This is a genomic window from Ancylomarina sp. YFZ004 (assembly GCF_054254355.1).
In genome coordinates, this window is the sequence record NZ_JBTCHQ010000001.1 from 413,498 (window position 1) to 428,561 (window position 15,064).

11 protein-coding genes are annotated in these 15,064 nt (G+C 34.2%); 3 read left to right on the forward strand and 8 right to left on the reverse strand.

Going from position 1 to position 15,064, the window contains the following annotated elements; genetic code table 11:
• Positions 1-112: 112 nt before the first annotated feature.
• On the reverse strand, positions 113-2,266 hold the full coding sequence (locus tag ACXR6G_RS01700; protein ID WP_458359666.1) for a DPP IV N-terminal domain-containing protein: 2,154 nt from the start codon (positions 2,264-2,266) through the stop codon (positions 113-115).
• A gap of 132 nt (positions 2,267-2,398) precedes the next feature.
• On the opposite strand from ACXR6G_RS01700, the gene ACXR6G_RS01705 reads away from it, so the two are divergent.
• The 3 genes from ACXR6G_RS01705 (at position 2,399) to ACXR6G_RS01715 (ending at position 6,906) form a co-directional block, all read left to right on the forward strand.
• A complete protein-coding gene (locus tag ACXR6G_RS01705) occupies positions 2,399-3,337 on the forward strand; it encodes a hypothetical protein (RefSeq protein WP_458359667.1) in 939 nt (312 codons plus the stop codon).
• 68 nt (positions 3,338-3,405) lie between these two features.
• Positions 3,406-3,819 (forward strand): hypothetical protein, encoded by a 414-nt coding sequence (locus ACXR6G_RS01710; RefSeq protein WP_458359668.1) that lies wholly within the window; start codon positions 3,406-3,408, stop codon positions 3,817-3,819.
• Positions 3,820-3,855: 36 nt separating this feature from the next.
• A complete protein-coding gene (locus tag ACXR6G_RS01715; protein ID WP_458359669.1) occupies positions 3,856-6,906 on the forward strand; it encodes an ATP-binding cassette domain-containing protein in 3,051 nt (1,016 codons plus the stop codon).
• A gap of 57 nt (positions 6,907-6,963) precedes the next feature.
• Here ACXR6G_RS01715 and ACXR6G_RS01720 read toward each other — a convergent pair whose 3' ends face one another.
• The 7 genes from ACXR6G_RS01720 to ACXR6G_RS01750 all read right to left on the reverse strand — a co-directional run bounded on the left by ACXR6G_RS01720 (position 6,964) and on the right by ACXR6G_RS01750 (position 15,003).
• Positions 6,964-7,701: a nucleotidyltransferase family protein gene (locus tag ACXR6G_RS01720; RefSeq protein ID WP_458359670.1), complete on the reverse strand. Its 738-nt coding sequence runs from the start codon at positions 7,699-7,701 to the stop codon at positions 6,964-6,966.
• A 150-nt stretch (positions 7,702-7,851) separates the two neighbouring features.
• The gene (locus ACXR6G_RS01725) at positions 7,852-9,273 is read right to left on the reverse strand and encodes a RapZ C-terminal domain-containing protein (protein ID WP_458359671.1); all 1,422 of its coding nucleotides are present in this window, start codon (positions 9,271-9,273) and stop codon (positions 7,852-7,854) included.
• Positions 9,274-9,315: 42 nt separating this feature from the next.
• Positions 9,316-9,996: a DUF554 domain-containing protein gene (locus ACXR6G_RS01730; protein WP_458359672.1), complete on the reverse strand. Its 681-nt coding sequence runs from the start codon at positions 9,994-9,996 to the stop codon at positions 9,316-9,318.
• 16 nt (positions 9,997-10,012) lie between these two features.
• Positions 10,013-11,977, reverse strand: a complete 1,965-nt coding sequence (locus ACXR6G_RS01735; protein WP_458359673.1) for a dipeptidyl-peptidase 3 family protein — start codon at positions 11,975-11,977, stop codon at positions 10,013-10,015.
• 87 nt (positions 11,978-12,064) lie between these two features.
• Positions 12,065-12,886 carry a hypothetical protein gene (locus ACXR6G_RS01740; protein WP_458359674.1) on the reverse strand — a complete coding sequence of 274 codons (822 nt, stop codon included), beginning with the start codon at positions 12,884-12,886 and terminating at the stop codon, positions 12,065-12,067.
• A 3-nt stretch (positions 12,887-12,889) separates the two neighbouring features.
• Entirely contained in the window at positions 12,890-14,083 is a 1,194-nt protein-coding gene (locus tag ACXR6G_RS01745) for an aspartate aminotransferase family protein (protein ID WP_458359675.1), read from the reverse strand.
• Between the two features lie 206 nt (positions 14,084-14,289).
• The gene (locus tag ACXR6G_RS01750) at positions 14,290-15,003 is read right to left on the reverse strand and encodes a LytR/AlgR family response regulator transcription factor (RefSeq protein WP_458359676.1); all 714 of its coding nucleotides are present in this window, start codon (positions 15,001-15,003) and stop codon (positions 14,290-14,292) included.
• Between the last annotated feature and the right edge of the window lie 61 nt (positions 15,004-15,064).

Here is a 15,064-nt window from a genome sequence, read left to right on the forward strand (position 1 = left end):
TGTATATTTCGATCAAAAGTAAGCCCAAAACAATGATATTCAAACTCTGTCTAAATAAAAAAGCTCGCTTTGCAAATAGCAAGCGAGCTTTTCTAAGTATTTAGAATTGTGCTTATTTCAAATAATCATCGAAATAATTGCTTACTTTTTGCTTCAAGTGAATTCTATCCATCCCTCTTACATTGTGCTCAGCACGTGGGTAAGGGAAATAATCAACTTGAACATTATTCTTAACACACTCTCTAACAAAACTCAAACTATGTTGCCATAGAACGGTTTTATCGATAGCTCCCTGACAAATCAAAAGTTTGCCTTTTAAGTCTTTTGCTTTATTGATTAGAGATGTCATTGCATAGCCTTCTGGATTTTCTTGAGGCGTATCCATATAGCGTTCTCCATACATGATTTCGTACCACTTCCAATCGATTACCGGGCCACCTGCAACAGCAACTTTAAATACATCTGGGTAATTTGTAATTAGAGATATTGTCATAAAGCCACCATAACTCCATCCGTGAACACCAATACGATCTGCATCGACATAAGTTTGTGATTTCAAAAAGTCAACACCCTTCATTTGATCGGCCATTTCTGGCTGACCACACTGACGGTGAATAACTGCTTCGAACTCTTTCCCTCGATTTCCTGAACCACGGTTATCTAACGTGAAAACAACATAACCACGTTGAGCCATATATTGCTCCCATAAACGAGCACCACCTAACCATTTGTTAGTAACCAACTGAGCATGTGGTCCACCATATACGTAGACAACTACAGGGTATTTTTTTGCTGGATCGAAATCAGCAGGTTTAATTAAACGGTAGTGTAGATCCGTTTTTTCATCAGCTGATTTAATTGTTCCCAATGAAATTTCACCAAGATTATAATCTTTGAGCTTATTTTCAGACTTAATAAGATTCTTAACAATCTTTCCACGTGAGTCAGCAATATTTATTATTCTAGGCACATTTAGGCTTGAATAATTATCGATGATATAAGTCCCCGACTTACTGATTTTCACATTATGGTATCCTGATTCCTTGGTTAATTGAACACGCTTTCCCGATTTCATATTCAACTTGTAAACATGACGATCAGCTGGGCTTACTTCTGTAGATTCAAAAAATAGATTCTTCTCTGTCTTATCAAAACCTAAGACCTTAGTTACCATCCAATCACCTTCAGTCAGTTGCTTAATCAACTTGCCTTCGGTTGTATACAGAAACATATGATTGTAACCAGCATTATTCGATTGATAAATAAACTGATTAGGTTTATTTGTAAGGAAAATTAATTTATGCTGTGGCTCAACCCAACGATCATCTTTTTCTTCAAGTAAAGTCTTTACAAACTCACCAGTCGCAGCATCATATTTATTCAACTTCATATGGTTTGAAGCTCTGTTCAAAACCTGAATGTAGATGTATTTACTTGCAGCACCCCAGGAAACATTGGTTAAATATCGCTCTTTATCAAAGTCAGTTGCATTAATCCAAACCGTTTTAGCCGTCTTTAAATTATAAACACCTACAGATACAAGTTCAGAACTCATACCACACATTGGGTATTTTTCCTCACGTAAATCTCCAACTCGAGAATTAATATCAAGCAATGGATATGAAGTTACATTCGTCTCATCTTTACGATAAAATGCTAATGATTCACCTTTAGGTGACCAAAAAATCCCCCCATCGATACCATATTCATTACGACTGACTGATTGGCCGCTAACAACGTTTTTATCCGAATCGGAGGTTACAGCAACTTCTGAACCATCTTTACCAACAAAATAAAGGTTATTTTCAAGTGTATAAGCTAACTTACTATTGGCATCACAAAACGATTTATTTTCGGCCTTTCTATCTGCATTTAAAACCAGCTGAGCTTTCTTTTCGCTTATCTTATATTGCATCAGACTTGAATTAGCCCAAAATTGTATGGTGTTAGCATCAACCCAAGAAAAAGCAGGAATTCTTTTTAATTTTGATATAGAATCAACACTTAAGGCTGCATTTAAATCATCCAAACTCACTAGCTTTTTAGCTGCGCGTTTAGGTGATGCTACCATAATAGTATTTTCTTCAATAAAACTGTATTCATTCTTATCGGCACGCCAATCTAATTTATAAATATTTTCAGGATAGAAATCTCGCCATTGTCCAATGATAGCATCTTTCATACTCAAAACATTATCTTGAGCATAAACAGAAACATCACAAAGTGCTAATAGACAAATAGCTCCTAAAGTGATTATTTTTTTCATTTGTTTAGAATTTTATATTTTACTGTTAATAGTATTTTTAAAGACATCAAATGTATTAAAAATCGACAAAATGGCATTTGACTTCTGATTTATTCTTACTAAATTGCCATATAATTTTATAAGTAAAGCATAATGCAAGAAAAAAACTCGAAGAACCGAATTAGACTCGTAATTATATTTTTAATAGTTATTGTAGTTGCATCTCTCTTTTATTTTAGGAAGCCATCTGAAAAGACAACTGATGAAGTTCAGCTTATTGAGGATCTTGTAGCTTCTTCTATTCAAGCAGAACAAGAGAGTGGGAATGTTTTCCACTTCAATAATATATTATTTAGCTTACCATCTCCATATCAAATTTCACTCATCTTACATGAATCTGGAATTTCATATAATAAGGAATTACTCAATCCTTCTCGAAAAGCTTCAGATTATGTAACCAACTTTAACAGAGCTATAAACTTCGGCGTTTATGGTGTGGATTTAGGCTATATAAATATCTATGAACAAAAGCAGGATGCAGTGAGTTACTTTGCTGTTCTCAAAATTTTATCTTTAGACCTAGGCATCTATAAAGTGCTAAATCAGAGCACAGTAAACAGAATTGAGGAAAACATTGATAACCGAGATTCTCTAATGGTTATCGTATCGGATACTTACAGGAATATTGACAAGTTTTTAAAAACCAATGAAAGAGAAGATACTGGTGCTTTAATTCTTGCTGGTGGTTGGATAGAATCTGTATATATACTTACTCAAGAGATGAAAAACAATCCTCATCCTGATCTAATGCAGCGAATTGCAGAACAAAAAAGACCTTTAGAAAACCTGATAAAATTACTTATCCCCAATACACAAGAGAGTGAAAGTTATAAATACTTAGTTGAGAACTTAATTCAGTTAGCTTACACATTCGATGAAATTGTTGAAGAATATGAATATATCCCCTCAATTGATTACCCAAAAAAGAAACTCACAGTTGTAAATAGTAAATCGAAACTGATTATTACACCAAAATTAATTTCTGTTATTACTTATAAAATTGACAAGCTACATACTTTTATTACACAATAAAATGCGCTTATTAAGCTATTCTAAGGAATAGTCCTTTATGCATCTACACATACACAAATTTAGAAAAAATGAAAATTATATATATATTTCTAATTGTACTTGTTTCTACAACTTTCACCTCATTGGCGCAGGACAATACTTTAATGACAGAATGTAGTAAATACCTTCATGCTCCATTTGTTTCGGATGGCCAGGAATACACGGCTGAATTAAACTCAGGAGAATCAGCCGAGTTTCACACAACATTCTATTCTGGAAATCATTATCGAATTGCAGGTGTTAGCAACCAAAAAGATAGCCAGCTTATTTTCACCATTTACGATCAAGAGAATAGAGTTCTATTTACTAATGTAAAATATGGTTCAACCCCTTACTGGGACTTCGAATTTGAAAGCACCTTGAATTGTACTATAAAAGTTCAATACATATCCAAGACGAAAAAGCCAGGATCAGTATTATTACTAATTGGCTTCAAGCAGTAATAGCACGACCAAAATCCTAACAATTCCTCTTTATACATGAGCGAAAGAATTTTAAAAGCTTTAATGCAATTATTCGCGATCATTTCACATCCTGAAGAATCAGGAGAGAAACGCCGTGCAATGGTTGTAAAATATTTATACCGCCAACTAGATCAGGACTCTGCTCAGGAATACCTGAACTTATTCGATGAATACTACCAGGATACTATAGACAGAAACAATAGGAGATCTAAAAGAAAACAAGTTACCTCATCTCGATCGGTTCGCGTTCTACGTATTTGTAGTGAAATGAACAAAGAGCTTGTAGCTCGACAGAAAATTATCATCGTTATTCAACTCCTTGAATTCTTATTAGAAGGTGATGACATAACAGAAGGAGAAAAAGAATTCGTTGAGACCGTAGCTGATACGTTCAATTTACCAATAGAAGCATATATCAGACTTCAAGATTTCATGCTATCGAAGTTTGATGATATCAAAGAATCGGAACGTCTCTTAACAATCAATAACAGCAAAGAACACAGCAATACTGGCGAACATATTTATTCTGAAGGAATTTCTGGGGAAATTAAAATTCTCCGACTCGTAAGAGTTAATCTCTTTGTCATACGATTCCAGGGTTTAAGCGAACTATTCATGAATGGACTCGCGCTAAAACCAGATCGTGTTCATATTCTTACTCAAGGTTCATCTGTTCGTAATCCTAAAATTGAACCCATCTATTTTAGTGATATTTTAAGTACATTTAATCGAGATGCGAACAGCGAACGTGTTGTGTTCGAGACTAAAGATATTGAATTTAGATATAAAGAGAATGACCAAGGCGTTCATCAAAATTCTTTCAAAGAGGAATCTGGAAAGATGGTTGGAATCATGGGATCTAGTGGTGCAGGTAAAACAACACTTCTAAACATTCTTAATGGTTCATTAGCTCCTCAAAAGGGTCAGGTTTTAATAAATGGTCAAGATATCTATTTCGAAAAAGACTCTATAGAGGGTGTAATAGGTCATGTTTCACAAGATGATCTTCTTATTGATTCTTTAACTGTTTTTGAGAACCTTTTCTTTAATGCTAAGCTTTGTTTCGACAAATACTCTTCTTTTCAGCTCATTAGACTTGTTTATAAAGTTTTGAGCGACTTAGGTCTCTTTGAAGCTCGAAATTTAAAGGTTGGAAACCCTCTTGATAAAAAAATTAGTGGTGGTCAGCGTAAACGACTAAATATTGCTCTAGAGTTAATTAGGGAACCTGCCGTTCTTTTTCTTGATGAACCAACATCAGGCTTATCTTCTCGAGATTCTTCTAAAATAATGGATCTCCTAAAGAACTTAGCCTTAAAAGGTAAATTGATATTTGTCGTTGTTCATCAACCTTCAAGTGAGACTTTTAAAATGTTTGATCGTCTTATCTTTCTTGATCTAGGAGGTTATATGATTTTCAATGGTAATCCTCTTGATGCGATTACTTACTTTAAATCACAAACACAACAAGCTAACCGTAGTGGTAACGAATGTGAAGCTTGCGGTAATATTGATGCTGACCAGATTTTCAATATGGTTGAATCTGAAGTCCTCGATGAATATGGTATACCTACTCAAATTAGAAAAGTAAGACCCGAACAATGGGGTAAAAGATTCCAAGAAAGCAGTATCTCTCAAAAAAATATCAGAGACGCTAAAGAATTACCTCCAATCAGTTTTAAAGTACCGTCACAACTAAAGCAGTTTAATGTTTTTGTTAAACGAGATATTATCTCAAAATTGGCAAATCCTCAATACTTGCTCATAAATTTATTAGAAACGCCACTTCTGGCTTTCATCTTATCGTATATTATTAAATTCTATAATATTGATAAAGCCAACAAAATAGGCTATACATTTAGCAACAACAGCAATATTCCTGTCTATCTTTTTATGGCTGTTATTATCGCTCTCTTTATTGGATTAACACTAAGTGCAGAGGAAATAATAAAAGACAGGAAAATATTAAAACGTGAACGTTTCCTTAACTTGAGCAGAGCAAGTTACTATCTTTCAAAGGTTGTTATTCTATTCTCAGTATCTGCTTTTCAAGCTTTTATTTTCGTAATTATTGGTAATTATATACTCGAAATACAAGGTATGTATTTCACCTATTGGCTTGTTCTTTTTAGCACGTGGTGTTTTGCAAATATGCTCGGTTTAGTTATTTCAGACAGTTTCAAGACAGTCATAAACATCTATATTCTAATACCTTTCATACTAATCCCTCAATTAATACTGAGTGGTGTTATTGTGAAATTTGATAAAATCAACCCAAGTATCTCTCATCCTAACAGAATTCCATGGTACGGTGAGATCATAACAGCACGTTGGGCTTACGAAGCTTTGGCAGTAGAACAGTTCATCGCAAATGAATACGAAAGTAATTTCTATTTATTTGAAAAGATTATGAGTCAGGCTGATTATAAAAAGAATTACTGGTTGCCTATCCTAAAAAATAAACTTCACGATTGTGAAAAGCTTTTATTGAAAGGGCAAATTGATGATAAATATAAATCCAATTTAAAATTGATTTATAACGAACTCAAGAGGAACTCTCTTCCTTTGAGTTTTGAGAAGCTGGATCTTATAGATAGAAACCCTACGAATATAATTCTACTTAAAGAGCTCAAGATATATCTCAACGATCTTAATCATCATTATATCTTGCTTTACAATGCTGCGAATAAGAAAAAAGATGAAAAATTACTCGCTTTACAAAGTAAGTTCCCAGATAAAGAAAGTTTCGTAGACATGAAAAAATCTTACGACAACGATAGACTTACAGAGTTTGTTAAAAATACGAATGATATAGAACGTATTATAGAATACAAAGATCGCTTACACCAAAGAATTGATCCCATATTTAGAGATGGAGAAAGTGCCTTCTTGAAATCACATTTTTATGCACCTCGAAAAAAGATATTCAATCGTGAATACGATACGTATTGGGTCAATTTATTTGTTATCTGGACAATGACTATTTCGCTATATTTTATCTTATATTTTGGACTATTCAAACGCTTTTTAAATTCTCTTGAACGTCGAATAACAAAACTGATATAAATAAAAAATCCATTCTTTAAGAATGGATTTTTTTTATGCTTTAGAAAATGAGATAATTTAATCTTTAGCCAACTTTTTAATTAGGAATTCAGCCTTTTGCAATTCTTCAGGCTTTCCAAGATCCATCCATATATCAGACCTATCGTGGTATCCAGCAATTTTGTAATCCTTTGCTAAACGTAAATACAAATCAATGATAGAAAAGACTTCTTCTTCTTCTATTAAATCCAATAGTTTAGAATCAATAATATGAATTCCTGAAAAACTATAAGCAATAGAATTAAGATGACTTTCATTCACAATTTTCACTTCTAGAGTGGCATCATTCTTCCAGGCACACAATAAACCATCTTGATTAAAACACAAATGTCTGTTGGTATTCTTATCTCTTAGATTTAAAGTCGCTAGAGCTTGCTTGTTTTCATGAGCTGTTAGGAGATCCTCTAGGTTTAATGAACTTAAAATATCTACATTATAAATCAAGATAGGAGCATTCGGTAAGAAAAGAGACTTCGCTTTTTTAATTGCACCTCCAGTATCCAACAACAGCTCTCTTTCATCAGAAATCAGAATATCCATCCCAAAATTATCTTTTGATGCAAGAAAGGCTTCAATTTGATCAGCGTAATGATGTACATTAATCACAATTCGATCTACACCAAAAGCTTTGAGCTTTAAAATACAATGCTCCAATAAAGGTTTTCCATCCAAGCGAACTAATGCTTTGGGGCAATTCTTAGTATAATGTTGCAGCCTGGTTCCAAGACCAGCTGCAAAAATCATCGCATTAATCATGTTGTCTTTTTATTTCTTTAGCATCGCAAAGTTTTTTCACATTCTTAGCGACACGAGCGCATTTTTTGCACACGTATCTCTCTCCGCCTTTACATAGCTTATCGGCATATTCAGTTTTCGATAATTTACAACGCTTCTTTCCCATTGCTTTTAAGCCACTACATTATCAAGTTCCTGATGTCTCAAATTAACTTCAACATCATATTTCATTTTAATATATTCTCCCATGAACCCTGCAGCATAAACCGACCTATGTTGACCACCGACACATCCAAAATAAATTTCCAATTGTTTTATTTGCTGCTTTTGTGATTTTTCAACCGCAATATCAACAACTGCACATATCGATTTAAGAAAAGCATGCATGCTCGTTTCTTCTTTGAAAAATGTAGGAAGAAACTCAGAATCCATATGACTCTCTTCAAAACGAGTATTACCAACAGGGTCATCGATTATACGACAATCGAAAACAAAACCATTAGGCTGAATCCCTCTTCGATATGAGAAGCTTTGAACAGAGACATTCAATTTATCCTCTTTGCTAACACCAACTGTTTTAAGAAACTCAGAATCACAAACACTTTCAAGAGCAGATAATAACTCTGGAAGTTGAACTGAAAAATCTAAATGCTGTAAAACTTCTTTTAAATCGCGTAAGGCATAAGGTATTGATTGCAAGAAATGCTCTTTCTTTTCGTAGAAGCCCCTAAAGCCAAAAGCACCCATAGCTTGCATCATACGAATCAGAACAAATGCATAATAATGCGATTTAAAGCTTTCAATATCAATTTGACTATAATTACTCAACTCTTCTAAATAATAAGCTAATAACTCATCACGAATAGCTTGAGGAAAATCTGCTTTAGCATCATATAATAGTGAAGCAAGATCATAAGCCAAAGCACCTTTTCTACCACCTTGATAGTCGATAAACTTCGGTTCTCCATCTTTCAACATGACATTTCTTGATTGGAAATCCCTGTAAAGAAAGTAATCATTAGGGGCTTGCAATAAAAAATCAGTGAACTTCAAATAGTCATCTTCAAGTGATTGCTCATCGAATGGAATCTTAGCAAGTTTAAGGAAGTAATATTTAAAGTAGTTCAAATCCCACATCATAGATTGCTTATCAAAAGCAGCTCGTGGATATGCAACTGAATAATCTAATCCTTCATGGCCTTCAATCTGAAATCGAACAAGTTCTTTAATCGTCTTTTTTAAAATCAAAATAAGAGAATCGGGAAAATGATCCCCTTTCCGCTCCTTTTGGATATAATCGAAAAGCATGGTATCACCAAAATCATCTTGTAAATAAATATCCTTAGATTCATCTACAGCTAAAATCTCAGGTACAGATAAACCTTTGGATTTAAAATGACGGCTAAAAGTTACAAATGCATTATTCTCCTTTTTATCGGTATTATAAACTCCCATCACCGTTTTCTCTTCGCCGATAATACGAATATATTGACGATATGATCCTGATGCTGGTATCAACTCTGTTCTCACAAACTGATCACCTGACCATTGCTCAAAAAGATTGATAATATTTTGTTTTATAGTTTTCTTCATAAAGGATGATATTTCTCAATCAATAAAAATAAAGCTTCTTTATTACAAAAAGAAGTAACACAAGAGAACTTCTATAAGTAAAGCTGGTAACATATTTAACACACGAATCTTTTTAATATCAAGAATGGTAATACCTAAACCGAGAATCAAAATACCACCTATACCAGTCAGTTCATTTATAATTGCATCAGGCATGATATTCCCAAAAAGTATTGCCAGTAAAGTTAAAGTAGCCTGATAAATCAGCAATGGTATGGATGAGAACATAACGCCTATTCCAAAAGCAGCCGATAAAGCAATTGCAGAAAAACCATCCATAATGGATTTGGTAAATAGAAGATTTGCACCCTTCCCCATACCTTCTTCAAAACAGCCTAAAATAGACATGCTGCCCATGCAAAATAATAGGAAAGCTGTAATCATCCCCGTTGAAAAAGTCGCGTCATCTCCTTTGCCCAGCTTATGCTTAATTTTATCACTTAGTCGCTCGGTCCCTTTTTCAATATTAATCCACTCCCCCAGTAAAGATCCTGTTACAAGACTGAAGACCATTATCAACATATTATTGGCTTTAAAAGCCATGACCAGACCTAAACAAATTGTAAACAATCCTATAGCCTGAAATACAATCTCGAAAAGACGTTTGGGAATACGAGAACGAAAAGCTAAACCAATAGCACTTCCAATAATCACCGCTCCTACATTGACAATAGTTCCAATCATTGAAATCTCTTATGGATTAGTTTTCGTGTGGTAAAAATGAATAATTATTGGAATAGTGTAACATCTGTTCAGTGAAATCCATAGGGTAAGCGATTTCAACATCTACAATAATTCCTTCTTCATAAACGGGCAAATATTCTGGATTGATAAAACCAGCATAAGCAGCCAAGTTCAATTTATCGAAACGCTCTTTCACTTGTTTGTGAATAGCCTCATCAACTTTAACAGCATAGTTTTCTACCAAAAGCTTACCCGCTTCAAAATCTCCTTCAGATTTGATTCGCTGAACCTCTTCTAACAACTCACCGAAAAGTGTTCTCAATTTATTGTAATCACGAATTACAAAATAAACTTTCCCTTCCTTCTCAACACGTTCTATGACTTTTTCCTCGGAACCTTTTTCAAAAACCCATTTTGCAATTAATTGACGATTTCTCATATGAGACTCTTCAATTTCTTTACCCAATTCAACACGAGTTAATTGAGTTAATAGACCATTGCGGATATAACCATCATATTCGGCCTTACCTACCTCTAAACTCGGAATCAAGCCAATCTCAATCAGTTTTTCATCCATTAAATAGTACAAGGCAAACAAGTCTGCTCGGGCTTCTTCAAGTGTAGAATGGTAATTTTTCAAAGCATCCATTCCAATACCAGGAAGTAGTTGTCCTGAACCATGCCCTAAACATTCGTGTAAATCTGTATGCAAGTTGCCACCAAGATGCCCAAAGGCTTTAGAACGTTTGATTTCTTCTTCACTATAAGCAAACTCTTCGAGCATGCCGCCCTTTAATGAAGCTTGATGATAGGCATGTGTGATATTATCAATGGTCACCGATTTACTTCCGTGGTCTTTTCTGATCCACTCTGCGTTGGGTAAGTTAATTCCAATTGGAGTTGCAGGATGACAATCACCACCCAACATAGCAACCGTAACCACTTTGGCACTCACCCCTTTTACAACATCTTTCTTGAAACGTGAATCAACAGGAGAATTATCTTCGAACCACTGCGCATTATCTGAAATGATTTTGGTTCGTTTACTACCTTCAATATCTTCAAAGTTCACAACAGATTCCCAGCTACCTTTAATAGCAAGTGCATCGCCATAAACCTCAATAAAGCCATTCATAACATCAATATGAGCATCTAAATCCTTAACCCAAAGAATAGAATAGTCATCGAAGGTATTTAAATCACCCGTTTTATAGAATTCAATTAGTTTAATCAAAGCTTGTTGCTGCAATTCGCTATCTGCAATAGGAAGGGCTTTCTCTAACCAAAATACGATCTCTTCGATAGCTTCGGTATACATTCCTCCAACTTTCCAGGTCTTTTCTATTAGCTCACCGTTCTCTTTTACGAGTTTAGAATTTAAGCCCGTTGATATGGGACGATCAACATCTCCCTTATCTAATGCTTTATAGAATTCTTCAACCTCTTTTTGAGAAACAGATTCGTAGTAATTATTCGCAGAACTCTCAATAAGATCCATTTCCGGATTTAGCACAACACGTTTGGCTTCTTCCTCAATGTCAAAGATGACTCCACTCAATTTTGAAATCAGATCAATTTCATCTTCTGAAGCCGTTAAAGGCATCAACTCATAATTGGAGTTAGCTATCAATTCACCAAAGTATTCCTCAGAGAATTCGGGCATAATCTTATCCATAGAATAATGATGATGTATGCCATTTGAAAACCATACTCGCTTGATATAGATCTCGAAATTTTTAAAATCCTCACATTCTCTGTCACCATCATAGGATAAAAGAATCGCCTCTAAAGTACGTCGAACCTTAAGGTTGAATTTATTATTCTGATCGAACAAAATATCTCGTCCACAATGTGCAGCCTCCGATAAATAATAAATCAACTCTTTTTGTTGAAGAGACAGATCTTCGAAGCCAGGAACCTGATATCTTAATATTTTAATATCGGCAAACTGCTCGGTTTGATATATAAATTGTTCTGACATAATTTTAGATATTATTTTACAAGCAATAAAGGTTCATTAACCCATACAACTCTATTTCCAATCGTTAAGTGCAATTATAATTGAAAATCAATTAAGATTCTTCACATCGAATTCTTCAACCAAATTCCAAATGCCATTTTTAAATTCCAGGGCATCATATGAAAAATCTGGTCCGTAATATTCAAATTGATTGTTATAACGTGATTCCGATGGTGAAAGATGATCAAAAACAACACAATTCTCTCTTTTATAATACTTCAACTTCATTTGTACTTGCTTTGAGTATTCGAAAACGACACGAGATAAACGTTTCCCTCTCCAATTGATAACAGGTAATCCTAATTCAGGCTCACCCGTCTTTGAAAAACCAATGGTCTCAATCACCTTTTTACTTGTCCTATTCTTATTACCATCCCAGCCAAGTAATAAATACAAGCTTCTCTTATTGTGTTTGAAAGGAACAATTTGATAATACAAAGCTCCCAACCATTGATCTGCAGAAAGTTTACTTACCATGCTTTCTTTCACGTTCAAGTTTTGATATAATTCAATCAAAGCTATTTTTCGTCCATCCACTTTCTGAAGAAGAGCAAAATATCTATAAGCACCACTTTCAATCGTATAATTCCAAGAAAAAATTCTCAACTGCTCATCAGATGAAGTCACTTTTCCAAGATTTACAATCTCATTAAATGGGTAAGAAAAGCTCCCTTTCTTTCTCAAAACCTTCTTTAAATCTCTCATTATACTATGCGAAATACTCAACTTCAATGAATCATTAGAAGCAATTTTCAAACTCTCAAATTGAGCATTCAATAATTGTTCAGAATTAGCAAATTTAGATTGAGCTTGCACACAAAAAAAAGTACACAAAAACACCAGTACTATAAGAAATCGTTTTAAGGTCATTTTTTAGATTTTTACGGCATCCATAGCCTTAATTAGAAGTTCACAGGCTTCGTGAATCTCTTCGTCTGTAATCACTAATGGTGGTGCAATACGAAAGGCTCCTGGGTAAAATAAGAATGGATCCATCACAACTCCTAGCTCGTAAGCATGCTTCATAATCTCAAGCATGACTTCCTGACTTTCCACATTCACAGCAATAAAAAGCCCTTTGCTTCTAAAGCCTTTAATTAAAGGATGATCTTTCAAGAGAGAAATAAACAAATCTCCTTTTCTACTGACATCTTCTATAATCTTATCTTCAAGAAGAACTTCGAGCCCAGCTAAAGCAGCAGCACAAGAAACTGGATGACCACCAAAAGTGGTTATATGCCCCAACATTGGGTTAGATTTAAAGCTATCAAGAATTTCTTTTTTAGAAATAAAAGCTCCAATTGGCATTCCAGCTCCCATAGCCTTAGCAAGAGTTAAAATATCTGGAATCACATTAAAATGTTCAAAAGCAAACAATTTACCTGTACGTCCAAACCCCATTTGTACTTCATCAAAAATCAAAAGGGCACCCGTTTCATCGCAGCGCTTGCGTAAGGTATCTAAAAATTCCTGGGTAGGAATAATAAAACCAGCTTCTGACTGGATGGGTTCTAATATCACACAAGCTGTTCTATTTGTTATATTCTGAAGATCAGCAATATTATCAAATTCTATCTGACGTACATCTGGCAAAAGTGGGCGATAAGCATTTTTCATTTCTTCATCACCTAAGACACTTAACGCACCATGAGTACTACCATGATAGGCATTATTAAAGTGAATAATTTCACTTCGCCCCGTATATCGCTTGGCCAATTTCATTGCGCCTTCATTGGCTTCACTACCCGAATTCACAAAATAAACTGAATTCAATTTCTCTGGCAGATTGTCAGCCAATAGTTTAGCCAACTTAACCTGAGGTGTTTCAATGAATTCACCATACACCATCAAGTGCATATATTTATCCACTTGATCTTTCACTGCCTGTTTAACACGTGGGTGTCCATGCCCCAAATTACTAACAGATACTCCAGATACAAGATCGAGGTATCTTTTCCCTTCTGGGGTATACATGTATATACCTTCAGCTCTTTCAATCTCTAGTGAAATTGGATAATCTGAAGTCGTTGCTACGTGTTGTAGAAATAATTGTCGATTGGAAATCATAAACTTAAATTTAATAGACTACAAAAATCTTAAAAATTCCTGCCAAAAGAAAATGATAAGCTTAAAATTATCAGTATTACCCTTAAACAAAGGGTACGGATTATAAAACTAACTATAGTACTCGAATAATTTTCCATATAAAAATAGTCAGACACAAAAAAAGGGCTTGCCTTAGCAAACCCTTCAAATATTTTTTTTTAAAACTCTTAGCGAGTCATCAAATTGATATCTCCCATCAATTTCTCACGATACGATTTACCAATTGGAATTGACTTAGACCCTCCATCGGTTGTGATAACCACCGAATTATCCTCTATCAATTCAATTTTCTTTAAGTTCACAACATAAGAGCGATGAATTCTTGAGAATAGGTGAGAAGGCATCTTGTCTTCAATCGCCTTCATAGTAAAGTGGATTGTATACTTATCTGTAAAAGTATTTACAACCACATAATTCTCAAGAGCTTCTACCCAAAGAATATCATCATAGTGAAGTCTTACTAAAGTTGAATTACTCTTTATGAATATTTCATTTTTCTCAGGAGTAATCATCTCACTTCCATTCTTTTCAATACGAGTAGTCACCTTATTTACAGCCTTAAAAAATCGGCTATAAGAGATTGGCTTTAATAAATAATCTGACACATCATACTCAAATGCTTCTAATGCATATTGCTCTTTAGATGAAATGATAATAACTTGAGGTGTTGTGTTCAAACTATTCAAAAATTCCATACCAGTCATCTCAGGCATCTCAACATCAAGAAAAATCAAATCAATAGGATCATTTTTCTTAATATCATTAATAGCCTCAATTGCACTTGGGTAAGAAGCAATAAGTGTAAGATAATCTGTTCTATCAATATAACTTTCAACAACCTTTCTTGAAAGTTTATCGTCATCAATTACAACACAATTCATATGATCAAATTTATTATATCCATTTTAAAATAAAAACTTAAGAATTTACGAACACTTAAAT